Raw genomic sequence first — 22359 nt, forward strand, 5'->3', positions numbered from 1 at the left:
TTTCAGCTCTTTTGAAAACATGCGCGTCTGTCGCCCGCATCGGTCGAAGAGTCAAGTCAGCGCAATTAAGTGTTCCGCTGTGCCCGTAGCTTGGCAAAATAGTCCAGTCGCTTTTTCAGCTCACGCTCGAACCCGCGTTCGACCGGTTGATAGAGTTCGGGGCGCTCCATGTCCTCGGGAAAGTAGTTCTGGCCGGAAAACCCGTCCTCGGCATCATGGTCATACGCATAGCCTGTGCCGTATCCCTGGTCTTTCATCAAAGAGGTCGGCGCGTTCAGGATATGCTTTGGCGGAGGCGCGCTGCCGGACTGTTTTGCCAACCGCATAGCCGCCTTGTAACCGATGTAAGCCCCATTCGACTTGGGCGCCAATGCGAGATACACCACCGCCTGCGCCAGCGCCAGCTCACCCTCTGGTGATCCAAGCCTCTCGTAGGTTTCCCAGGCGTGCAGGCAGATCGACTGCGCCTGAGGATCGGCGAGCCCGATATCTTCAACGGCCATCCGGGTAATTCGGCGGGCCAGGTACCTTGGATCCTCTCCTCCGGTCAGCATCCGGGCGAACCAGTACAGCGCGGCATCCGGATCGGATCCGCGTACCGATTTGTGCAGGGCTGAAATCAGATTGTAGTGCTCATCCCCGGACTTGTCGTATTTCGCCGCGCGCCGCATGAGCCGCTTGGCCAGCGCGTCCGGGTCCAGTGGTGCTTTGACATTCCACGCTGAGACCTGCTCGATCAGGTTCAGCAACGCGCGCCCATCACCGTCAGCCATTTCCTGAAGCGCCTCGCGCGCCTGGCCCGTCAAAGGCAGTGCATTGCCCAACTCCTTTTCGGCGCGCTGGGTCAATCGTTCCAAATCGGTCAGGTTCAGTCGCTCCAACACCAGCACCTGAGCACGGCTAAGGACAGCGGCGTTGAGTTCAAAGGAGGGGTTTTCGGTCGTGGCGCCCACCAGAAGGATAGTACCATCCTCCATATGAGGTAAAAAACCGTCCTGCTGAGCTTTGTTGAAGCGGTGAATCTCGTCAACGAACAGCAACGTGCCCTGCCCATTCTGACGGCGGATTTTCGCGGCCTCAAACACCTTCTTAAGATCGGGTACGCCAGTGAATATCGCGCTGATCTGAACGAAATGAAGGTCGGTTTCCCGGGCCAGCAACCGCGCAATAGTGGTTTTGCCCACACCCGGAGGCCCCCAGAAGATCAGGCTGGACAGGCTACCCGCCGCCAGCATCACCCCCAATGGCGCCTCGGAACCCAGGACCTGTTCCTGCCCGATGACTTCAGCAAGCGTTTGTGGGCGCAATCGGTCGGCCAATGGGCGATGTGGCGCAACTGCTGGGGCGCTGTCGCCGGTATCGAACAAGTCGCTCATATCGTTACAAACGGAACCGCAGAGATACCGCTTGTCCGTCGCGCTCCAACTCAATCTGAACCCGTCGACCCGGTTCAGTCAGGGCGTCCACTATATCCCCGGGTCGCTCGACTGTTTTACTATTGATGGCCTTCACCAAATCGCCGGTTCGCAACCCGGCTCGCGCGCCGTAGGGGCCGGGCTCGACCACGACGACACCTGTCTGCGACAGACCCAGCCCCAGCCGCGTTATCAAAGCCGGGTTTATCCGCGCGACGACCAATTCGGGCAGGACAGTGCTGGCATCCAATTCCGTCTCTTCAGCGGCGGGCGATTCAGGCGCCGGGATCAGCGCGACCTCAACCTCGGATCGCGCATCACCACGCAGGCGTGTCAGGACAGACGTTCCGCCAACCCCGGCGATAGACATGCGGAATTTCATCTCGGCCGGTGAGTTTACTTCTTTCCCGTCGACATGAGTGACCACGTCGCCAACTTTCAGCCCTGCCTCACCTAACGGACTAAGCGCGTGCAGATCCGAAATCACGACCCCTTCCGGCAGCGTCAAACCAAGGGATTCTGCAATGTCCGCACTCATATGCTGCCCTGCCATTCCGGCCCATGGGCTGACGAACCTTTCGTTTCCAGCCCGTGCTTGCTGCAGGTACTCGGCGACCAGATTGGCTGGAATGGCAAAACCGATGCCGTTCGATCCCCCCGAACGCGTCAGGATCGAGGTGTTTATCCCGATCAGCTGCCCATTCACGTCGATAAGCGCGCCACCGGAATTTCCGGGGTTGATGGCCGCGTCGGTCTGGATGAAATAACCCCGGGCATTTCCAGTCGCCGTTCCGGTGCGCGCCAATCCCGAGATAATGCCCGAAGACACCGTCTGCCCTACACCAAACGGGTTACCGATGGCCAAAGCCAGCTCACCAACTTCAACCTGATCCGAGTCGCGAAGTTGCAGGAAGGGCAGATCCTGAGCCTCATCCAGCCGGAGAATCGCAATGTCGCTTTCCCTGTCGCCCAGAACCACCTTCGCGGAGAACTCACGCCGATCTGTAGTGACAATCTGGATTTCAGTCGCGGCGCCGACGACGTGATAGTTGGACACGATATAGCCATCGTCAGACAGGATCACACCGGAACCCAGCGAGTTCTGAACTCTCGGTCGAGGAGCCCCAAATCCTCTGCCAAAGAAATCCTGAAAGAACGGATCGGAGAACAAAGTATTTGCCCGACCCTGTCGAACGATCTTGGCGTAAATGTTTACGACCGCCGGAGCAGCCTGTTTTACGACTGGTGCGAAACCCAGAGAAATCTCGACCTGAGATTCCGGCACACGGGTCTCAGCAGAGGCTACTGTGGCGCATGCAAAAGAAAGAGCGATAAGTGTCGCGCGAAACATTGATACCTCAACTTGCAAAGCTCAGTTGGATATGCGTCCACAGGAAACGTAATGCAAGCTCGTGGTGAATGAGGCGTAGTGATTAATCGAGAGGTGCGTGCAGCCGAGTGCCTTTGGTTATGATCCCCCCCGATTGCCCACATCAATTGTGCCGTAGCGTTGTTTAAACACTTCTGGCAACTTTCGGTCTCCCACGGGCGATAACCACAAGCGCAGCAAATGGCGTCTCTCTGCCGGGTCGGGCCAGTCAGTAAACGCGGTTCTGTCGTGCAATTGAGAATGGTTGTAGACAAACTGCATGTCACCCGGTTGCAATCGCATCGAAAGGTAGAGGTCGGGGTCATTGGCCAGTGCGTCGAAACGGTCCAATGCCGCGACGTGGTCCGGCGTCAGCCGCATGGCCTCGGGAAACCTTTGCGCGCTGTCGATATATTGCCGCTGGTAGAACACTGTCAGCTTGCCATCATACCAGCAGAAAGGCGGGATGGTCATGAAAGGTTGCATCCCTTCCGGCACCTCGCCACGGCGGTCGGTCGCGATTGGGTCGAACAAACGCTCCAGCAAGTCCGGACATTCTACTCGCATCCTGTTGTAGATGGTTTCAGCGCTGACAAGCAGGGAGTCGCCGCCTTGCTTCGCCTCTCGCAAGCACAGCAAACTTACGATACCCGCGCTGTCGGTATGAAAGGTCTGCCGCTCATGGGTTTGATAGATCCGGGTATTGGGATCACTCGCATCTGCGCCGGTATCGCGAACATGCCCCAGTATGTGCCCCTGAGCATTCTGCGAGCGCGCCGACCCAAGATGGGTGCCCACTCCGCAAAAGATCGCCGCCGCCATTTCCTGAGTGTATGTCTGCACCGGCAGGCCCCTGATCACCTCGAAACCGACCCCGTTGATCAATGTTTCGCGCAACCGCGCCAGGTGGCTATCCAGCCGTTGCAGCGGGAAATCGGCCTTTGTAATTTCACCGATATCCCGATCCAGGCTAAGGTAGTGGCGGGCAGCCTGCTCAAGGTCGGCTACACAGTCCGGCGTCAGATCGAAAATCCAATCGTCTTGCCGCATAACCATCTCGCTTCCAGACCAAACTGATGGTCCCGTGAGTTCATTAGGTATCTCAGATAGTATCGCCATCGTCTCCTCCATGCTTATCTTACAGCGTGGCACGGGACAGTGGGGGTTTCATTTCCTTGGATCAGCGCGAATGATCCAAATATGACGCCTTTCAGAGTCAAAAAAGCCCCCGTGTCTGAAACGCGGGGGCCAAATTCAGAAAGCCGGGCTTTCTTATTCTTCGTCTGCGGCCTCTTCGGCGGCAACGCGGGCTTTGTCCGCCGCGCCTTTGGCGTCCAGATCACGGTCAACGAATTCGATGATCGCCATCGGAGCCATGTCACCGTAACGGAAACCAGCTTTCAGGATACGGACATAACCGCCCTGACGCTCAGCGTAGCGGGGGCCCAGAATTTCGAACAGCTTGGCGACGTCTTTGTCTTCTTTCAGCTGCGATGCGGCCTGACGGCGGGCGTGCAGGTCGCCGCGCTTGCCGAGCGTGATCAGTTTTTCAACGATCGGGCGCAGTTCTTTTGCCTTGGGCAGAGTTGTTTTGATCTGCTCATGTTCGATGAGCGAGCCAGCCATGTTCGCGAACAGAGCCTTACGGTGCTCATGAGTACGGTTCAGGCGGCGGTAACCACGTGCGTGACGCATTTTCTAGTTCCTTCTTTCGCGTTTTGCTTTGTCTGGCCGGCGATGCGTGTCACCGGCTCTCCTTGGGGCGGAAGTGCCCTATTGTCCCCGGCAGACCGGGCATTGGGGAAGACGCGCTTAGAACGCGTCTTCAAATTTCTTGGCCAGATCTTCGATGTTGTCGGGCGGCCAGTCCTCGACATCCATGCCGAGGTGCAGACCCATGCCGGACAGCACTTCCTTGATCTCGTTCAGCGACTTGCGGCCGAAGTTCGGGGTGCGCAGCATCTCGGCTTCGGTCTTCTGGATCAGATCGCCGATGTAAACGATGTTGTCGTTCTTCAGGCAGTTTGCCGAACGGACCGACAGTTCCAGCTCGTCCACTTTCTTCAGCAGCAGCGGGTTGAACTCCAGACCATCATCTTCGTCCTGGCGGCCAGCCGATTCCGGCTCGTCGAAGTTGACGAAGATCGACAGCTGATCCTGCAGGATACGTGCGGCGAAGGCCAGCGCGTCTTCCGGCGTGATCGAACCGTCGGTGTCGATCTTCAGGGTCAGCTTGTCATAGTCCAGAACCTGACCTTCACGGGTCGGCTGAACGTCATAGGCAACCTTCTTGACCGGCGAATAGATCGCGTCGATCGGGATCAGGCCGATGGGTGCGTCTTCTGGCTTGTTCTTCTCAGCCGAGACATAGCCCTTGCCGGTGTTGACGGTCAGTTCCATGAACAGGTCGGCGCCATCGTCCAGGTGGCAGATGACGTGATCGCGGTTCAGAACCTCGATGCCGGCGCTTTCGCTAATGTCACCGGCGGTGACAACTGCGGGACCTTTGGCATTGATCGACAGGCGCTTTGGGCCTTCGACTTCCATGCGCAGGGCAACCTGCTTGAGGTTCAGGATGATGTCGGTGACGTCTTCACGCACGCCCGCGACCGAGCTGAACTCGTGCAGGACGTTGTCGATCTGAACGCTGGTGATGGCTGCGCCTTGCAGCGAGCTCATCAGAACGCGGCGTAGCGCGTTGCCCAGAGTCAAACCAAAACCACGCTCCAGCGGTTCGGCAACCAGAGTCGCCTGACGTGCGGGATCGTTGCCCGGCTTACCATCCAGCTGGGTCGGCTTGATCAATTCAGCCCAATTCTTATGGATCATGTAATCCCTCCATTCCTGTCCGCGCCCCATGACCAACAAGGTGCAGACGCCCGAGGTTTAAAATGACGTGCTGGGGCCGTGCAAAAACACTGGCCCCAGCTCAATTCAAAATCGCTTAGACGCGGCGACGCTTCGGCGGACGGCAGCCGTTGTGAGCAATCGGTGTCACATCACGGATCGACGTGATGTTGAAGCCCACTGCAGCCAGCGCACGCAGAGCCGATTCACGACCTGAACCGGGGCCCTGAACTTCGACTTCCAGCGTCTTGACGCCGTGATCCTGAGCCTTCTTGCCTGCGTCTTCTGCAGCCATCTGAGCGGCGTAGGGAGTCGATTTCCGCGAACCCTTGAAGCCCATGGTACCGGCGGACGACCATGCGATGGCGTTGCCCTGCACGTCCGAGATCAGGATCTTGGTGTTGTTGAAGGTCGAGTTCACATGGGCGACGCCCGATGCGATGTTCTTGCGCTCTTTGCGCTTAACGCGAGTCTTATCACGTGCCATCAGTCAGACCCTCCCTTATTTCTTCTTACCGGCAATGGCCTTTGCGGGGCCTTTGCGGGTACGAGCATTGGTGTGGGTACGCTGACCGCGAACCGGCAGGTTGCGGCGGTGACGCAGACCGCGGTAGCAGCCCAGGTCCATCAGGCGCTTAACGTTCATCTGAACTTCACGACGCAGGTCACCTTCAACGGTGAAGTTTGCGTCGATGTGCTCGCGGATGGCCAGAACTTCGGCATCCGACAGTTCATTGACGCGACGGTGCGCTTCAATGCCCACGGCTTCGCAGATCGCTTTAGCCGAGGTGTTGCCGATACCGGTGATATATGTGAGGGCGATAGGTACCCGCTTTGCAGTCGGGATGTTTACGCCGGCAATACGTGCCACGTGTCACTTTCCTTTTTGTTGCGGTTCCGTAGCTCCGGAACCTTTTTTCACAACACTTGACCTTGGCAGTGACGCCAGCGGGCCCAGTATTTGTACGAGGTAGTAAATGCGCGCGGAACGAATCCCGTACGCGGTAGTGATTCCCAAAGGGATGTGGGTCGATATGGGCTTTTGACCGTGCCGTCAAGCCCATATACAATTTAGCCGAGAATAGCCTCGATCGAAGCCGTAACTTCCTTGATGTCGGCAAGCCCATTGACGGGACGCAGATCACCCTTGGCATAGTAGTAGCCGATCAGAGGAGACGTCTTTTTGTAGTATTCCATCAGACGTGTGCGCAAGCTATCTTCGTTGTCATCTGCCCGACGGGTGAACTCTGTCCTCTGACCGCAATTGGTGCAAATACCATCCGCAGGAATCGGTTTAGTCTTGTCGTTATAAACCTCGCCACAGCCCGAGCAGGTCGAACGCGCAGTGATACGGTCGACCAACGCGTCATCGTCCACACGCATTTCGATCACGGTGTGCAGTGACTGACCTAGTTTAGCAAGCAGTGCAGCCAGCGCATCCGCCTGAGCCAAAGTACGCGGGAACCCGTCAAAAATGAACCCTGCTCCTGTTTCGGTGGTTAGTTTCTCTTCGATCAAACCAATCACGATCTCGTCGGTCACCAGTTTTCCGGCATCCATGATCGCGGCAACCTTCTTGCCCATTTCCGTGCCCGAGGTTTTGGCTTCGCGCAGCATGTCACCGGTGCTCAGTTGCACCATGCCGCGTGTTTCAACGAGGTGCCGCGCCTGCGTACCTTTGCCGGCCCCCGGGGGGCCAAGAAGAATGATGTTCATCGACGAGCAGCTCCCTTTCTGCCACGTTTCTTGCCTTTGCCGCGCAGCTGGGACTTTTCAATAAGCCCTTCGTATTGATGCGCCAGCAGGTGGCTCTGGACTTGTTGGATCGTGTCCATGGTCACAGAGACGATAATCAGAACCGAGGTGCCGCCGAAATAGAACGGGATGGCGAACTGACCCCGCAGGATCTCAGGCAGCAGACAGACCGCCGCCAGATAAGCCGAACCCAGAACCAGAACGCGGTTGACCACATACTCCAGATACTCGGCGGTCTTCTTGCCGGGACGGATCCCGGGCACAAAACCATTCTGCTTCTTCAGGTTGTCCGCGACATCGTCCGGCTTGAACGAAACGTTGAAGGTGTAAAAATAGGCGAAGAAAACGATCATCGAGGCGAAGAACAGCAGATACAGCGGCTGTCCCGGGCCGAAATTGGCCAGCAGCCAGGACATGATCGGACCGTTGGTCGCGCCTGACGAGAAGGTCGATATCGTCACAGGCAACAGTAGCAGCGAGCTTGCAAAGATCGCCGGGATAACGCCCGCGGGGTTAACTTTAACCGGCAGATGGCTGGAACCACCTTCATAAATCTTCATACCGGCCTGACGACGAGGGTATTGGATATGGATCTTGCGCAGCGCGCGTTCCATGAAGACCACGAAAGTGATCACTGCGATCACCATAAGGATCACGCCAACGATCACAGCCGGGCTGATTGCCCCGGAACGACCAGAAGCAAAGAACTGCGCCAGTGCAGCGGGAACCTCGGCGATGATACCAACAAAAATGATCAGCGAGATACCATTGCCGATGCCGCGCGCGGTGATCTGTTCACCCAGCCACATCAGGAACATAGTACCACCGACCAGAGTGATCATGGTCGACATACGGAAATAGAGGCCAGGATCGGTCGCCAGATCGCCCGATTCCAAGGACACCGCCAGACCATAGGCCTGAACAGTGGCCAGAGCCACAGTCCCGAAGCGGGTGTATTGGTTGATTTTCTTGCGCCCCTGCTCGCCCTCTTTTTTGAGTTGTTCGAGCGCGGGAACCATCGACGTCAGCAGCTGTACGATGATCGAGGCCGAAATATAGGGCATGATGCCAAGGGCAAAGATACCCATTCTTCCCAGCGCTCCGCCGGTGAACATCGAAACCATGCCGCCGATGCCCTGCCCCGCCTGCTCCATGAATTCGCGCAAGGCCGCACCATCGATCCCCGGCACCGGAATAAATGTGCCCAGACGGTAGACGATCAACAAACCCAGCGTGAACAGGATGCGGTTGCGCAGATCGGTGGCTTTGCCCAAAGCAGCCCAGCTAGTGTTGGCTGCCATTTGTTCTGCTGCTGATACCATAAATCGGTCTCTCTTATGCAAACGCCGCCCGGAACCGTTTTCCGGCTCGGACGGCGTCTTGGAAAACTCTGAAGTCTATGTAAGCGGGTCTTTGCCCGCTCACAAGCGCTTACTCTGCCGCAGCAGCTTTTGTGACTTTCAGTGAACCGCCCGCTTTTTCAACTGCCTCAACGGCAGCTTTCGAAGCACCGGTGACCTCCAGGTTCACCTTGGCGCTGATTTCACCCTTTGCCAGGATGCGGACACCATCCAGCTTGCGACGGACCAGACCGGATGCAACCAGTGCGTCCTCAGTGATCGCAGCCTTGGCGTCCAGCTTGCCGGCATCGACGAACTTCTGGATCAGGCCCAGGTTAATGACGGCGAATTCCTTGCGGTTCGGCTTGTTGAAGCCACGCTTGGGCAGACGTTGGTACAGCGGCATCTGGCCGCCTTCGTAACCGTTGATGGCCACACCCGAACGGGATTTCTGACCCTTGATACCACGGCCACCCATTTTACCTTTGCCGGAACCCGGACCACGGCCAACGCGGGTGCGTTTCGGTGTGGCGCCAGGATTGTCGCGCAATTCGTGCAGTTTCATATCGCTTCTCCTTCGCCGGAAATGACCCCGAAGCGTGATGGGTCAGACACGGCATTTCTTGGTTTTGATTCTCGTGGACACAATGCCACCGGAGCCCGATACAGCTTTGCGACATCGGTTGCAAGGTTTGTTGTGACTTCCGACCTAGCGACAGTCATCTCATGATCAGAATGCAGGATACAAAAGAGGCGCCAAACGGCGCCTCACTGTTCGGATATCAGCTGCGCTGATTTACGAGCAATATGCGTGCTGACGCGCAATGTCCGCGATGTCGCAGCGGCGAAGCCCGATATCGTCCAGCTCGCGTTTGGACAGACGCTGAAGCTCGGCGTAAGTGCGGTTGTATTCGCTCGCCCGGGCGCGGTTTTCTTTCACGCGCTCGATCAGGTTTGCAATACGGGCGGTCAGGTTGAAGCCGCCATGTGTCAGTGTTGCTGTGTGTGCCATATCTCTATTCCTTTCGAATGTCGGGGCGTATTCCCCGATGTCACTTGTTTGTTCCTTGTTTGGACAAGGCTGAGATAGGCCTAGGCGGTATCGCTAACAACGCAAGTTTTAGTCTAGCCGGTATGCGTTTGGCGAATGGCAGAGCGAACACAGTGCAAGATGCGACATTTAACTAACGGACGCGATGCGGGGTTGCCCGGACCTTTGCCTCACGGGCGCAATATCGACATCAGCAAGGTGTCCGATTCCCAAAGTCTGCTTTTACTCGGATGGCCTTTATTGCTGATGTATCGCGTCAATTACATCGCGCGGAATGCCTCCGGCCCCTTCTACGGCGCGGCGGAGCTTCATCATCTTGCCGGCAATCGCATATTCAATGATTGGGCTGAGCTTTTTTTGACAGTGTAACTGCGAAGCGAGCCGGTGCCCTATCTCGGGAAAGACGAAATGCGCCGCTTTTTGATCGCGTGGGAATTGGTCGAGATGCACTCGTTCGTCAGGCGTTCCGCCGTGCAGAATGACGGTTTGCGTGGTAGTGGTGGGAAGTTTTTCGACAGCTTCGAAGGGCCAGTGGGTGATCTTTTTCCGAAAGAACATCCAGCGGGTTTCCTCGGGCACACGTTGCGGATGAGCGGAAAACTGCGGCACAATGGCAACCACAATGTCGATCCGTGTAATCTGGGCCAAAAGCAGTGCCATCGTGCCGCCCATGGAATTTCCCAGAGCTACTATTTGCCTTGCATTTATCCTATGGGCAGTCTCTTCGATCACTCTTACTATTCTCTCGGCCAAGCCGGGGCCATTCAGCCAACTGCGTGAGGCGTCGGATACAAAAAGAACGTGGTGTGTCCTGTTTTGGGACGCCATTTCGAAGAACTCTAACGGCGGTTGCTCACCGCGCTTGCTGCCCACGCCTGCAAGACTTATCACCAGAGTGTCACCCTGGCCCGGAAGGTAGGACACCGAGAGCGGCGGCTCGGTGGTAAGCTGAATTAGCCCCGAGTCTGTAGAGACTGAACGATCGATAGTCATAGTCGTCCTCTGACATCCGAGATGCCGCGACGCGACATCTCGCTTGCAACGCCAGTCGTCGCAAACATGACAAGAATCTTTATGCGGCAGAGGAAAGGGTATGGCATAAATGGCATACGGAAAAGCGTACTCCAATTACTCGTATACAACGAACAGGAACCGGCTGTTCAAGACAATAGGTGGACGGGACGTGGCCCTCAAAAGAAGAAGCTATTAAGGCGCAAAGAAGTTTCATCGAATAGCATTCCGTTGTTTCTGAGCTGACAATGCGCAAAACTGCGGTCGCAACAAAAACGCCCCCGACTGGATCGGAGGCGCTTCTTTTCTTTCAAAGAATTCGCGCTTAGCCGCGTTCTTCGATAATCTCAACCAGATGCGGGATCTTGTTGACCATGCCGCGGACCGAGGGAGTATCCTCCAGCTCACGGGTTTTGTGCATCTTGTTCAGGCCCAGACCGATCAGGGTTGCGCGCTGTTCGGCGGGACGACGGATCGGGGAACCGATCTGCTTGACGACGATCGTTTTTGCCATGGGTCGCTCTCCTTATGCTTCTGCTTCAGCAGCAGCTGGGGCTTCGTCCCGCTTGGGCAGGATGTCAGCAACCTTTTTGCCACGACGCTGTGCAACCGAACGCGGGCTCTGCTCTTTGGTCAGGCCGTTGATGGTTGCGCGGATCATGTTGTACGGGTTCTGCGAGCCCAGCGACTTGGACACAACGTCCTTGACGCCCAGCATTTCGAACACGGCACGCATCGGACCACCGGCGATGATACCAGTACCTTCAGGTGCGGTACGCATAACCACTTTACCGGCGCCGTGACGGCCTTCGATATCGTGGTGCAGGGTCCGACCTTCGCGCAGTTGCACGCGGATCATCTGACGCTTGGCTTGTTCGGTCGCCTTACGGATGGCCTCGGGTACTTCTTTCGCTTTACCCTTGCCAAAGCCGACGCGGCCTTTCTGATCGCCGACGACCACCAGAGCGGCGAAGCCAAAGCGCTTACCACCTTTTACGGTTTTCGACACACGGTTGATCGCAACCAGACGATCTGCGAATTCCGGAGTTTCGTCGCGGTCACGACCACGGCCCCGGCGGTTATCACGTTCTGCCATTTTGGCATCCCTTTCTTAAGTGGCGCTATCGACGCCGTTTGTTCAATCCAAGTGAGCCCCGACTGTTGCCGAGGCCCCCGGATCATCGGGGCGGTTCGAAAACCGCCCTCAAGTCTTAGATCTTCAGACCACCTTCACGCGCAGCGTCGGCCAGAGCCTTCACCTTGCCGTGGAACAGGAAGCCGCCACGATCGAAATAGGCCTCTTCGACGCCTGCCTTCTTGGCACGCTCGGCGATAGCCGCGCCCACTTTGGTGGCCGCTTCGACGTTGTTCTTGCCAACGATACCCAGATCTTTTTCCAGGCTCGAGGCCGAGGCCAGGGTCACGCCACGCACGTCGTCGATCAGCTGAACAGAGATGTTCTTGTTCGAACGGTGTACGGACAGACGAGGACGACCCGCGTTGACCTTGCGAAGTTTGTTCCGAACGCGCAGGCGGCGCTTCAGAAACAGGGTTCTTTTGCTGTTTGCCATTGTTTGCGTCCTTACTTCTTCTTGCCTTCTTTGCGGAAGATGAATTCGCCCTTGTAGCGGATGCCTTTGCCCTTATAGGGCTCGGGACGGCGCCATTCACGGATTTTGGCCGCGACTTCGCCCACCTGCTGCTGGTCGATACCTTCCACAACGATCTCGGTCTGCTTAGGTGCGGTGATGGTGACACCTTCCGGGGCAGTGAAATCAACATCGTGGCTGTAGCCCAGGTTCAGCTTCAGGGTGTTGCCCTGCATCTGAGCCCGGTAACCAACACCCTGGATCTCCAGCTCTTTTTTGAAGCCGTTGGTCACGCCTTCAATCAGATTGGCGACCATAGTGCGGCTCATGCCCCACTGCTGGCGCGCACGCTTGGACATGCCACGGGGTGTGATGGTGACTACGTTGTCTTCGACAGCGAGTGTCACATCGTCGGTGGCGTTGAAGCTGCGGGTCCCTTTCGGGCCTTTGACTTCGATGGTCTGGCCAGACACAGTAGCAGTGACGCCACTGGGCAGCTCGACCGGTTTTTTACCAATACGAGACATTGACAGACCTCCTTAGAAGACGGTGCAGAGCACTTCGCCGCCAACATTGTTGGAGCGAGCGTTCTGGTCCGACATCACACCTTTCGGAGTGCTGACAATCGACACGCCCAGACCCTGACGGACCTGCGGGATGTCATTGACGCCCATGTACACGCGGCGACCGGGTTTCGAGACCCGCTTCAGTTCGCGAATAACAGGAGTGCCTTCGTAGTATTTCAGGCTGATTTCGATGGCCGGATGACCGTTTTCACCGGTCGTCGCCTCGTAGCCACGGATGTAACCTTCGTCCGCCAGCACGTCCAGAACCCAACCACGCAGCTTGGAAGCCGGAGTGGAAACGGTGGACTTGCCACGCATTTGCGCGTTGCGGATACGGGTGAGCATATCGCCGATAGGATCGTTCATATCTGTCTCTCCCTTACCAGCTCGATTTCACCATGCCGGGGATCTGACCAGCAGAACCCAGCTCGCGCAGCGCAATACGGCTGACCTTCAGCTTACGGTAGTAAGCATGAGGACGGCCGGTGAGCTGGCAGCGGTTGTGAAGACGGGTTGCCGAGCTGTTGCGCGGCAGTTTCGCCAGTTTCAGACGCGCTTTGAAACGCTCTTCCATCGGCTTGCTTTCGTCATTCGCGATTTCTTTCAGCTCGGCACGCTTTGCGGCATATTTGGCCACCAGGCGTTCGCGCTTCTTCTCGCGTTCGATCATTGCTTTTTTAGCCATGTCTCAATCCTCCCGGCGCTTAGGCGTTGAAGGGCATGTTGAACGCTTTCAACAATGCCTTACCTTCAGCGTCGGTTTTCGCTGTGGTGGTGATTACGATATCCAGGCCCCAGACCTCGTCGACCTTGTCGAAGTCGATTTCCGGGAACACGATGTGCTCTTTCATGCCCATGGCAAAGTTGCCACGACCATCAAAAGACGGCTTCACACCGCGGAAGTCACGAATACGCGGCATCGCGATGGTGATCAGACGATCCAGGAATTCGTACATCCGGTCACCGCGCAGGGTTACCTTCGCACCCAGCGGCATGTCTTCACGGACGCGGAAGCCCGCGATCGACTTTTTCGCCAGCGTTGCAACAGCCTTCTGACCAGCAATCGCAGTCAGATCCTCGACGGCTGCTTTGGCTTTCTTCGAGTCTTTGACAGCTTCTGCACCACAACCGATGTTCAGAACGATTTTTTCCAGCTTTGGCAGCTGCATGTCGTTCTTGTAGCCGAACTCTTCTTTCAGAGCGGCACGGATGGTTTCAGCGTACTGAGCTTTCAGACGCGGGGTATAGGTTGCGTTATCAAGCATCGATCACGTCCCCCGTGGTCTTGGCGAAACGCACCTTCTTGTCACCTTCCATGCGGAAGCCAACGCGGGTTGCTTTGCCGTTTTTGTCCAGCAGAGCCAGGTTCGACAGCTCGATCGGGTTTGCCTGAGGCAGGCGACCACCTTGCGAGTTCTGGGTCTGGCGCGTGTGACGGATAGCGATATTCACGCCATCAACAACAGCTTTACCGGCTTTCGGGTCAACCGAGGTGATAGTTCCCTCTTTGCCCTTGTCCTTGCCGGCCAGCACGACGACCTTGTCGCCTTTGCGGAGTTTAGCAGCCATGATTACAGCACCTCCGGAGCGAGCGAGATGATCTTCATGAAGTTCTTGCCGCGCAGTTCGCGAACCACGGGGCCAAAGATACGGGTACCGATCGGCTCATTGTTGTTGTTCAGGATGACGGCGGCGTTGCGATCGAACCGGATCGCGGTGCCGTCTTCACGACGGACTTCTTTTGCGGTGCGCACGACGACGGCCTTGCGGACGTCACCTTTCTTCACGCGGCCGCGTGGGATGGCTTCCTTCACCGAGACGACAATGATGTCGCCGACGGAGGCGTATTTACGCTTGGAACCACCCAGAACCTTGATGCACTGAACTCGGCGTGCGCCGGAGTTGTCAGCGACATCCAGATTGGTCTGCATCTGGATCATGTGGTTTCTCCCGACCTGTGGGGGCTGGTCTCGTTAAATCCCCCAGGGTTTCGACAAATGAAAAATCCCGGAAGCTTACGCTTCCAGAACTTCCCAACGTTTCGTCTTCGATTTCGGCGCGCATTCGATGATGCGGACTGTATCGCCGACCTTGAAGGCGTTCTTTTCGTCATGAGCCCGGTATTTCTTGGACTTACGAACGGTTTTGTGCAGCAGCGGGTGCTTGAAGCGCCGTTCAACCGAAACGGTTACGGTCTGTTCGTTTGCGTCGCTGGTTACGGTGCCGGACAGGATACGCTTGGGCATCTGATTACTCCTCGGATGCCGCAGCAGCGGCCTTTTCGTTCAGAATGGTTTTGACGCGGGCAGCGTTGCGGCGGGCCGCTTTGATGCCGGCGGTGCTTTCCAGCTGACCGGTTGCCTGTTGAAAGCGCAGGTTAAAGCTTTCTTTCTTCAGGTTGGCCAGTTCCTCGCGGAGCTGGTCCGGGGTCTTGTCACGCAGTTCTTGGGCGTTCATCGCCTTTTTCCTTTGCTCAAAACACCAGAAGGCCCCTTACAGGGTCACCTTTGACCTGGTGGATGAATGATAGACATACGAATCCCCCGACTCAGCCGGGGGAACGCAAGATGCCGCTCTATAAGGGGTTCGGGGGTGGGTGGCAAGGGAAAGTTTAGGAATCTTCCGCCTACCCCAACACGCTACTCGTTGGTTACTTCACCAAGCCTAGATGCCGTGCGATAGTGGCGCTGTCGTAATAGTCTCGCCCCTCAACAACCATGCCACCTATCACGCGCATTACTGAGCAGTAGCGAACTTCGTATCGCTTTCCGGTTGGTTCGAAAACTCCGACGCTCGAGTGCAGAACACCGGTGTGGGTTCCGGTATTGTGGAACTCTACGATTGCCCATTCACCGCATTCGCTGACAATCACATTATCCACGATGCATTCTCCATCTGGGAATGCCATTCGCCAACGCTCGTAATCCTCTTTATATGCCTGCTTGCCAAGTTGCTTTTCTTCGCGAGCAACATCTTCGAACTGGCAATCTTCGGCGATCACTTCCGCGCCACGATCAGGATCCCGCATGCCCCAACTTTCATGGAATTGGCGAACCACCCTTTCTGCTTCTTTCATGCTGAATACCTCCTTGATCCACAAGGAATACAGTATTGGATATGAGTTGGCTTCAGATTCCCTCAGATTGAGATTTGACAAATTCAGCCAGAGGAGTGTCGTAACACTGTCCGGAGTTCTTTGGATTTTATTTGAAAACGCAAAACGCGGCCTCGTTTGCACGAGACCGCGTCTTCAACTGTCTAAGTCTGAGTGACTTACGCCAGAGCGATATTCACAGCCGACTCGCGACCGTCACGGCCGGGCTCAATGTCGAATGTTACTTTCTGGTCGTCGGCCAGGCCGGTCAGACCCGAGCGCTCGACAGCAGAGATGTGTACAAACACGTCTTTGCCACCGGTCTCCGGTGCGATGAAGCCAAAACCTTTAGTCGAGTTGAACCATTTTACGGTGCCATTGGCCATATCCATAGTCTCCTAAGAAATGCTGCCCGCGGAATTGCGACAGCTCGGCGTTGTCGGTCTGGATCGAAAGACTGAACGCCGAAGAACCGGAAGACAGTGGTCGAAAAAGAAAAACGAAAGCGTGCCTCACATCGTTGATGTTCCGGCACATTGCAAGGAATATTCGCGTAAAGTCTTGAATCGTGATCGCAAAGGCGACCGTGTCAGTCCCAGCGATAGTTAAAGCTGACACTAATCCGCTCGTCTTCTGCCATGTTCATCGGCACTTCGTGGCGCAGCCAGCTTTCCCACAGCAGGACATCCCCCACCTTGGGCTTCATATAGATGAACGGCTGCAACTCGCGCCGCGCCTCTTTCCGGCGCACCGGCGCGGCCATCATGCGGGCTGAGCGGGGATCTTCCAGTTTCAGCGCGCTGGCGCCTTCGGGCATAGCCACATAGGTTGTACCAGAGATTACACTGTGCGGGTGAAGGTGGCTGGCATGCATTCCGCCTTCTGGCAGAATGTTGATCCACAAATCTTCGAGCTTCAGTTGCCGATCATCAAGGTCGAACTCGAGGTCCTCGGCAAAGGCGGCCACATGCTGATCCAGCACTTTGACCAGATCGGCAAAGATCGGGAACCGCCAGGGCAGATCGGTCAGCGAGGCATAACTGGTATAACCGGGATAGCCATTCTGTTCGCACCAGTCCTGACCGGCCTCATCGTCCTCGGCGATGACAAGGCATGAGCTTTCCAGTTCCTCCGCGTCGATCTTGGGATCGAACTCGGACAAAGCTGAGCGATAGAGCCGGGTAACAAAGAGTGATTCAATCTGTGACATGGTGCTCTCTTATCTCAGCCTTGTGTCCGAGGCGAGAGGGGACTTTTTGCGAGTCGCGGCCTGCCGCGCCGGGGGCAGCGCCGCTTAAACAAAACCCCCGCCGGTTTCCCGGCGGGGGCTTTTCTTTTGGCGAACGGGGTCACCCCCAAACGTTTACCAGTCTTCGCGAACCACGACGCGGGTTTTGATCGGCAGCTTCATCGCGGCCAGGCGCAGGGCCTCGCGGGCGATGTCGTCATTGACGCCATCAATCTCGAACATCACGCGTCCGGGCTTCACTTTCGCTGCCCAGAAGTCAACGGAGCCTTTACCTTTACCCATACGGACTTCGGTAGGCTTCGAGGTCACTGGAGTATCCGGGAAGATCCGAATCCAAACGCGACCTTGACGTTTCATGTGACGGGTCATGGCACGACGTGCAGCTTCGATCTGACGCGCAGTGACGCGCTCGGGCTGCAGTGCTTTCAGACCGTAGGTGCCAAAGTTCAGATCAGAGCCGCCCTTGGCTTCACCCTTGATCCGGCCTTTGTGCATCTTGCGGAATTTAGTACGCTTTGGTTGAAGCATATCTTTCCCTCCTTAGCGACGACCGCCACCAGCACCACGAGGTGCAGGGCCGTCCTGGAGTTCCTGTGCTTTACGGTCACGTGCCTGCGGATCGTGCTCCATGATCTCACCTTTGAAGATCCAGACCTTGATCCCGATGATCCCGTAGGGGGTCATCGCTTCGGCATGTGCGTAATCGATGTCGGCACGCAGGGTGTGCAAAGGCACGCGGCCTTCGCGGTACCACTCGGTCCGTGCGATCTCAGCGCCGCCCAGACGGCCAGCGACGTTCACCCGGATACCCAGAGAGCCCATGCGCATGGCGTTCTGAACAGACCGCTTCATCGCGCGACGGAACGAAACCCGACGCTCCAGCTGCTGAGCGATGGACTCGGCAACCAGCTGCGCGTCAAGCTCGGGCTTGCGCACTTCGACGATGTTCAGGTGCAGTTCGCTGTCAGTCATCAGGGCGATTTTCTTGCGCAGAACTTCAATGTCCGCGCCTTTCTTGCCGATGATGACACCCGGACGTGCTGTGTGGATCGTAACGCGGCACTTTTTGTGAGGACGTTCGATGATCACACGGGCGATGCCGGCCTGCTTGCACTCTTTGTTGATGAACTCACGGATCTTCAGATCTTCCAGCAGAAGATCACCGTAGTCCTTGGTATCTGCGTACCAGCGGCTGTCCCAGGTGCGGTTGACCTGCAGGCGCATGCCGATCGGATTGACTTTATGACCCATTAGGCTTGCTCCTCAACTTGACGCACCTTGATGGTGATCTCCGAGAACGGCTTCAGAATCTTGCCGAACCGACCACGGGCCCGCGGGCGACCGCGCTTCATGATCAGGTTCTTGCCAACCCAGGCTTCGGCGACGATCAGCTCGTCGACGTCCAGGTTGTGGTTGTTCTCGGCGTTGGCGATTGCGGACTGCAGGCACTTCTTGACGTCCTGCGCGACACGCTTGTTCGAGAAAGTCAGGTCGGTCAGAGCCTTCTCAACTTTCTTGCCGCGGATCATCTGCGCAACCAGGTTCAGTTTCTGCGGGCTGGTACGGAGCATGCGCGTTTTCGCCATTGCTTCGTTTTCGGCCACGCGGCGGGGGTTCTTTTCCTTGCCCATGACTTACTTCCGCTTCGCTTTTTTGTCTGCGGCGTGACCGTAATAAGTCCGAGTCGGCGAGTATTCACCGAACTTCTGACCGATCATGTCTTCCGAGACGTTGACGGGGATATGCTTATGGCCGTTGTACACACCAAAGGTCAGACCCACGAACTGGGGCAGAATGGTGGAACGACGCGACCAGATCTTGATGACTTCGTTGCGGCCCGACTCGCGCGCTGCTTCGGCTTTTTTCAGCACGTAAGCATCGACGAAAGGACCCTTCCAAACAGAGCGAGACATAGATTAACGTCCCTTCTTCTTGGCGTGCCGCGAGCGGATGATCAGCTTCTGGGACGCTTTGTTCTTGTTGCGGGTACGCTTACCCTTGGTGTCCTTACCCCACGGTGTAACCGGCGTACGGCCACCCGAGGTACGACCTTCACCACCACCGTGCGGGTGATCGATCGGGTTCATTGCAACACCACGAACCGACGGACGCACGCCTTTGTGGCGCATACGACCGGCTTTACCGAGGTTCTGGTTCGAGTTGTCGGGGTTGGACACGGCACCAACGGTGGCCATGCATTCCTGACGGACCATGCGCAGCTCGCCCGAGCTCAGACGGATCTGAGCGTAGCCGCCATCGCGACCAACGAACTGAGCGTAAGTACCAGCCGCACGTGCGATCTGACCGCCTTTGCCAGGCTTCATCTCGATGTTGTGGACGATGGTACCGATTGGCATGCCCGAGAACGGCATTGCGTTGCCCGGCTTGATGTCGGCCTTGGCGGATGCCACGACTTTGTCACCAACAGCCAGACGCTGCGGAGCAAGGATATATGCCTGCTCGCCGTCTTCGTATTTTACCAGTGCGATGAATGCGGTCCGGTTCGGGTCATATTCGATCCGCTCGACGGTTGCCGCGACATCAAATTTGTTCCGTTTGAAGTCAACGATCCGGTAGAGACGCTTTGCGCCACCGCCGCGGCGGCGTGAAGTGATCCGTCCGGTGTTGTTCCGGCCGCCCGATTTGGTCAAACCCTCAGTGAGAGACTTGACCGGACGTCCTTTCCAAAGCTCCGAACGGTCGATCAGCACCAGCCCGCGCTGGCCCGGCGTCGTCGGCTTGTACGACTTGAGTGCCATGCTTTCTGTCTTCCGTTTAGCAAGTGCAGGGGATTTCCCTGCTATGTGATAGGCCCCCGTAGGTGCCAAGGGTATAGGGCCCCGAAGGTCCCCGGTTACAAATATCAGAAGCCCCGGAACGAATCCGAGGCCGTAAGATTGGGTGCATGTAACAGTGTTGGGGGTGGGTGTCTATAGGCTACGGCATATATTCTAATAGACTTGTCAGAGAGCCCGCGCGTACACGTTTCGGCGCCCAACAGCGCGAACTAAAGCATCATCCCTGCACATTCACTTTTTGTCACGAGCGGCCTTCTCTTCCTTAGTCAACTTATTGTTACAGACGTTGTTGCTAAGACCCAATTCAGCTGGCTGAGGTTTGGTTTTCCAATGCTAACTTTGCCTCCCTTATCCAGGAACTCTTGAATAAGAGCGTCATCGGTAGTTTCTTTGGGGACGTGTTTCATGGAAGTGACCCTATTCGCATCATACGCCCTAAGCAACGACCGCAATGCGGACAAAGCTGCCCTTGCACTGGAGTCGGTTTGCTGCGCTACTATTCAAGCCGTGGCGCATTGCTGACATCGACAATTATTGCACTACTATCGTCAGAAATACGCCATGGCAAAACCTGAAGGTCCACTTCAGTTGGTCCTTTTTCGACCCTCCCCCAAAGATCAAAATGAACATCTTGGCATGGGTCGTAGAAACCACCCAAGTCTCCCGCATCCGGTAGTACGATGCACCCGTATCCGCCAATGTTGATTGGGCTCACGACAAACCACTCAAACCTCAAAACGCGGTCGGGTTCGATTTCTATCTCGTCGTTAGCCCGAACTTCCTCGAGAAGGCTCGCATTTCCGTTGAATTCGACACCAAGGAGCTCAAGCGCCTGAACTTTCTGCTCAAAATCTCGTCGCCAAATGACCACTGGAACTTCGTCAAGCCGGAACGTTTCAGACTGGCCGGGTTCAAAGCTTTCCACGTCCATAGTGTATACAGTAGGCCGCGAAACGCTTGCGACGTCTGCAGAAGGTAACGTTGCCTGAAACAGAAAGTAAACTCCTGCCATGACAGTTAGAACTAACCATCCGCCTGTTGTGTAATATAGGAAATTATTCTTTTTCAATGTAGTTGGTTTTTGTATTGTGTGATCCTGTTGTGTTCCCGTTAGTCGTGTCGAATGCTTAGCCCTTAGTCAAGAAAGCGGTGTTACCAAGTTGGTGTTTTAGAACAGCTTTGCGGCGTGGGTTCGGACTTGTGAAGAACACTTTGGGCTCAATGCGGAACCTCACCCATACAGCGCGCGGGCTTCGGCAAATGACAACAGACGACGGTGCTTTTCGTCCCACAGGTGCAGCCGCGCATTGGCGAAGCTCTCACGGATGGTCATCCGGTTGCTGTTTGCCAGCTCGTCATGATCCCGCAGCACCTCGGTCAGCCGGTAGAACGGAATCCGGCTGTACAGGTGGTGCACGTGGTGGATTCCAATATTGGCACTGAACCACTGCAACACGGATGGCAGGATGTAATGCGAACTTCCGTGCAGGGCCGCCTCGTGCAGTTGCCAGTCCTCATCGGAATCCCAGTGCGTATCCTCGAACTGATGCTGCACATAGAACAGCCATACGCCCGCCGTCGCGGCGATCAGGGTTGAGGGCAGGAAGATCAACAGCACCGGCATCAGGCCACCAAAATAGTAGACGATCAACAACGCTGTCGCGATGGCAATGTTCGTCCCCATCGCGCTAACCCAGAATTTCAAGCTGCCCGTCAAGCCAAGCGGAAGGCGGTTTTGAAGCAGGAACAAATAGCTGGGACCAAAGCCGAACAAGGTGATCGGATGACGGTACACCCGGTACCAAAACCGGTTCCAGGGAGTCTGCGATTGGTATTCAGACACTGTCAGGGTGTGGACATCGCCCATGCCCCGCTTGTCCAGATTACCCGAGCTGTTGTGATGCGTGGAATGCGTGCGACGCCAAACATCATAAGGTGTCAGCGTCAGCACGCCGATCACCCGACCGACCCAATCACTGACAGCCCTGTTTTTAAAGAACGCGCCGTGCCCACAATCATGCTGGATGGCAAACAGACGGAGCAGAAAGGCCGCATTGAGGACTGAAATCGCAAACGCCAACCAATAGCTGACCGACAAAGACATCCAGGACAGTGCCCACAGCGCAATAAAGGGGACTATGCTGACGGCAAGCTCGAACGCGCTGCGCAACTGGTTCGGTTCACGATACTTGGCAAGCGTCGTAACCCAATCACGAGCAGCGATCACTCCCGGTTTTTCCCGGGCGGAGAGAGAAGGTTTGGTCATGCGCCTGCT

33 protein-coding genes are annotated in these 22359 nt (G+C 56.4%); all 33 read right to left on the minus strand.

Annotated elements, in window-relative coordinates; all coding sequences use genetic code 11:
* Positions 1–65: 65 nt before the first annotated feature.
* The 33 genes from AC2TDA_RS20880 to AC2TDA_RS21040 all read right to left on the minus strand — a co-directional run bounded on the left by AC2TDA_RS20880 (position 66) and on the right by AC2TDA_RS21040 (position 22350).
* On the minus strand, positions 66–1376 hold the full coding sequence (locus AC2TDA_RS20880) for a replication-associated recombination protein A (protein ID WP_480880703.1): 1311 nt from the start codon (positions 1374–1376) through the stop codon (positions 66–68).
* Between the two features lie 4 nt (positions 1377–1380).
* Positions 1381–2766 carry a trypsin-like peptidase domain-containing protein gene (locus AC2TDA_RS20885; protein WP_480880705.1) on the minus strand — a complete coding sequence of 462 codons (1386 nt, stop codon included), beginning with the start codon at positions 2764–2766 and terminating at the stop codon, positions 1381–1383.
* A 117-nt stretch (positions 2767–2883) separates the two neighbouring features.
* Positions 2884–3903 carry a TauD/TfdA family dioxygenase gene (locus tag AC2TDA_RS20890; protein ID WP_480880706.1) on the minus strand — a complete coding sequence of 340 codons (1020 nt, stop codon included), beginning with the start codon at positions 3901–3903 and terminating at the stop codon, positions 2884–2886.
* Between the two features lie 153 nt (positions 3904–4056).
* The gene (gene rplQ, locus AC2TDA_RS20895; protein WP_480850390.1) at positions 4057–4479 is read right to left on the minus strand and encodes a 50S ribosomal protein L17; all 423 of its coding nucleotides are present in this window, start codon (positions 4477–4479) and stop codon (positions 4057–4059) included.
* Between the two features lie 117 nt (positions 4480–4596).
* Complete coding sequence (locus AC2TDA_RS20900; RefSeq protein ID WP_120633992.1) at positions 4597–5613, minus strand: DNA-directed RNA polymerase subunit alpha; 1017 nt, start codon at positions 5611–5613, stop codon at positions 4597–4599.
* A 115-nt stretch (positions 5614–5728) separates the two neighbouring features.
* A complete protein-coding gene (gene rpsK, locus AC2TDA_RS20905; RefSeq protein ID WP_058283499.1) occupies positions 5729–6118 on the minus strand; it encodes a 30S ribosomal protein S11 in 390 nt (129 codons plus the stop codon).
* A 15-nt stretch (positions 6119–6133) separates the two neighbouring features.
* On the minus strand, positions 6134–6502 hold the full coding sequence (rpsM, locus tag AC2TDA_RS20910; RefSeq protein ID WP_008757392.1) for a 30S ribosomal protein S13: 369 nt from the start codon (positions 6500–6502) through the stop codon (positions 6134–6136).
* A gap of 200 nt (positions 6503–6702) precedes the next feature.
* A complete protein-coding gene (locus tag AC2TDA_RS20915) occupies positions 6703–7347 on the minus strand; it encodes an adenylate kinase (protein WP_480880707.1) in 645 nt (214 codons plus the stop codon).
* Positions 7344–8708, minus strand: a complete 1365-nt coding sequence (gene secY / locus AC2TDA_RS20920) for a preprotein translocase subunit SecY (protein WP_480850389.1) — start codon at positions 8706–8708, stop codon at positions 7344–7346. The genes AC2TDA_RS20915 and secY overlap by 4 nt, the downstream gene beginning before the upstream one ends.
* Before the next feature lie 109 nt (positions 8709–8817).
* Positions 8818–9291 carry a 50S ribosomal protein L15 gene (gene rplO / locus AC2TDA_RS20925; RefSeq protein WP_480850388.1) on the minus strand — a complete coding sequence of 158 codons (474 nt, stop codon included), beginning with the start codon at positions 9289–9291 and terminating at the stop codon, positions 8818–8820.
* 231 nt (positions 9292–9522) lie between these two features.
* Positions 9523–9738: a DUF1127 domain-containing protein gene (locus AC2TDA_RS20930; protein WP_480850387.1), complete on the minus strand. Its 216-nt coding sequence runs from the start codon at positions 9736–9738 to the stop codon at positions 9523–9525.
* 276 nt (positions 9739–10014) lie between these two features.
* Complete coding sequence (locus AC2TDA_RS20935; protein WP_480880708.1) at positions 10015–10770, minus strand: alpha/beta fold hydrolase; 756 nt, start codon at positions 10768–10770, stop codon at positions 10015–10017.
* A gap of 343 nt (positions 10771–11113) precedes the next feature.
* The gene (gene rpmD / locus AC2TDA_RS20940; protein ID WP_008757946.1) at positions 11114–11302 is read right to left on the minus strand and encodes a 50S ribosomal protein L30; all 189 of its coding nucleotides are present in this window, start codon (positions 11300–11302) and stop codon (positions 11114–11116) included.
* Positions 11303–11314: 12 nt separating this feature from the next.
* On the minus strand, positions 11315–11884 hold the full coding sequence (gene rpsE / locus AC2TDA_RS20945; RefSeq protein ID WP_037311720.1) for a 30S ribosomal protein S5: 570 nt from the start codon (positions 11882–11884) through the stop codon (positions 11315–11317).
* A gap of 115 nt (positions 11885–11999) precedes the next feature.
* Positions 12000–12359 carry a 50S ribosomal protein L18 gene (gene rplR / locus AC2TDA_RS20950; RefSeq protein WP_037311722.1) on the minus strand — a complete coding sequence of 120 codons (360 nt, stop codon included), beginning with the start codon at positions 12357–12359 and terminating at the stop codon, positions 12000–12002.
* Positions 12360–12370: 11 nt separating this feature from the next.
* Complete coding sequence (gene rplF, locus AC2TDA_RS20955; RefSeq protein ID WP_480850382.1) at positions 12371–12904, minus strand: 50S ribosomal protein L6; 534 nt, start codon at positions 12902–12904, stop codon at positions 12371–12373.
* Between the two features lie 12 nt (positions 12905–12916).
* The gene (gene rpsH / locus AC2TDA_RS20960; RefSeq protein WP_008757119.1) at positions 12917–13309 is read right to left on the minus strand and encodes a 30S ribosomal protein S8; all 393 of its coding nucleotides are present in this window, start codon (positions 13307–13309) and stop codon (positions 12917–12919) included.
* Positions 13310–13322: 13 nt separating this feature from the next.
* Complete coding sequence (gene rpsN, locus AC2TDA_RS20965) at positions 13323–13628, minus strand: 30S ribosomal protein S14 (protein WP_010437098.1); 306 nt, start codon at positions 13626–13628, stop codon at positions 13323–13325.
* 19 nt (positions 13629–13647) lie between these two features.
* A complete protein-coding gene (gene rplE / locus AC2TDA_RS20970; protein ID WP_480850380.1) occupies positions 13648–14208 on the minus strand; it encodes a 50S ribosomal protein L5 in 561 nt (186 codons plus the stop codon).
* Positions 14201–14512, minus strand: coding sequence for a 50S ribosomal protein L24 (gene rplX, locus AC2TDA_RS20975; protein WP_480850378.1), 312 nt, complete (start codon positions 14510–14512; stop codon positions 14201–14203). The genes rplE and rplX overlap by 8 nt, the downstream gene beginning before the upstream one ends.
* A 2-nt stretch (positions 14513–14514) precedes the next feature.
* Positions 14515–14883 (minus strand): 50S ribosomal protein L14, encoded by a 369-nt coding sequence (gene rplN, locus AC2TDA_RS20980; RefSeq protein WP_039523372.1) that lies wholly within the window; start codon positions 14881–14883, stop codon positions 14515–14517.
* A 75-nt stretch (positions 14884–14958) separates the two neighbouring features.
* Entirely contained in the window at positions 14959–15189 is a 231-nt protein-coding gene (rpsQ, locus tag AC2TDA_RS20985; RefSeq protein ID WP_085823139.1) for a 30S ribosomal protein S17, read from the minus strand.
* Positions 15190–15193: 4 nt separating this feature from the next.
* Positions 15194–15400: a 50S ribosomal protein L29 gene (gene rpmC, locus AC2TDA_RS20990; protein WP_037311745.1), complete on the minus strand. Its 207-nt coding sequence runs from the start codon at positions 15398–15400 to the stop codon at positions 15194–15196.
* 193 nt (positions 15401–15593) lie between these two features.
* Entirely contained in the window at positions 15594–16019 is a 426-nt protein-coding gene (locus AC2TDA_RS20995; protein ID WP_480880709.1) for an ester cyclase, read from the minus strand.
* A gap of 197 nt (positions 16020–16216) precedes the next feature.
* Entirely contained in the window at positions 16217–16423 is a 207-nt protein-coding gene (locus tag AC2TDA_RS21000; RefSeq protein ID WP_176867043.1) for a cold-shock protein, read from the minus strand.
* Between the two features lie 203 nt (positions 16424–16626).
* Complete coding sequence (locus tag AC2TDA_RS21005) at positions 16627–17247, minus strand: 2OG-Fe(II) oxygenase family protein (RefSeq protein WP_480880710.1); 621 nt, start codon at positions 17245–17247, stop codon at positions 16627–16629.
* A gap of 153 nt (positions 17248–17400) precedes the next feature.
* On the minus strand, positions 17401–17814 hold the full coding sequence (rplP, locus tag AC2TDA_RS21010; protein ID WP_170498041.1) for a 50S ribosomal protein L16: 414 nt from the start codon (positions 17812–17814) through the stop codon (positions 17401–17403).
* A gap of 12 nt (positions 17815–17826) precedes the next feature.
* Complete coding sequence (rpsC, locus tag AC2TDA_RS21015) at positions 17827–18537, minus strand: 30S ribosomal protein S3 (protein WP_299667503.1); 711 nt, start codon at positions 18535–18537, stop codon at positions 17827–17829.
* Positions 18537–18917: a 50S ribosomal protein L22 gene (rplV, locus tag AC2TDA_RS21020; protein ID WP_480850369.1), complete on the minus strand. Its 381-nt coding sequence runs from the start codon at positions 18915–18917 to the stop codon at positions 18537–18539. The genes rpsC and rplV overlap by 1 nt, the downstream gene beginning before the upstream one ends.
* A gap of 3 nt (positions 18918–18920) precedes the next feature.
* The gene (gene rpsS / locus AC2TDA_RS21025) at positions 18921–19199 is read right to left on the minus strand and encodes a 30S ribosomal protein S19 (protein ID WP_010437056.1); all 279 of its coding nucleotides are present in this window, start codon (positions 19197–19199) and stop codon (positions 18921–18923) included.
* Positions 19200–19202: 3 nt separating this feature from the next.
* Positions 19203–20045, minus strand: coding sequence for a 50S ribosomal protein L2 (gene rplB, locus AC2TDA_RS21030; protein ID WP_008757664.1), 843 nt, complete (start codon positions 20043–20045; stop codon positions 19203–19205).
* 535 nt (positions 20046–20580) lie between these two features.
* Positions 20581–21015 (minus strand): Rieske (2Fe-2S) protein, encoded by a 435-nt coding sequence (locus AC2TDA_RS21035; RefSeq protein ID WP_480880712.1) that lies wholly within the window; start codon positions 21013–21015, stop codon positions 20581–20583.
* Positions 21016–21315: 300 nt separating this feature from the next.
* Complete coding sequence (locus AC2TDA_RS21040; RefSeq protein WP_480880714.1) at positions 21316–22350, minus strand: fatty acid desaturase; 1035 nt, start codon at positions 22348–22350, stop codon at positions 21316–21318.
* Positions 22351–22359: the final 9 nt, after the last annotated feature.

Source organism: Ruegeria sp. HKCCD6426 (assembly GCF_057221115.1).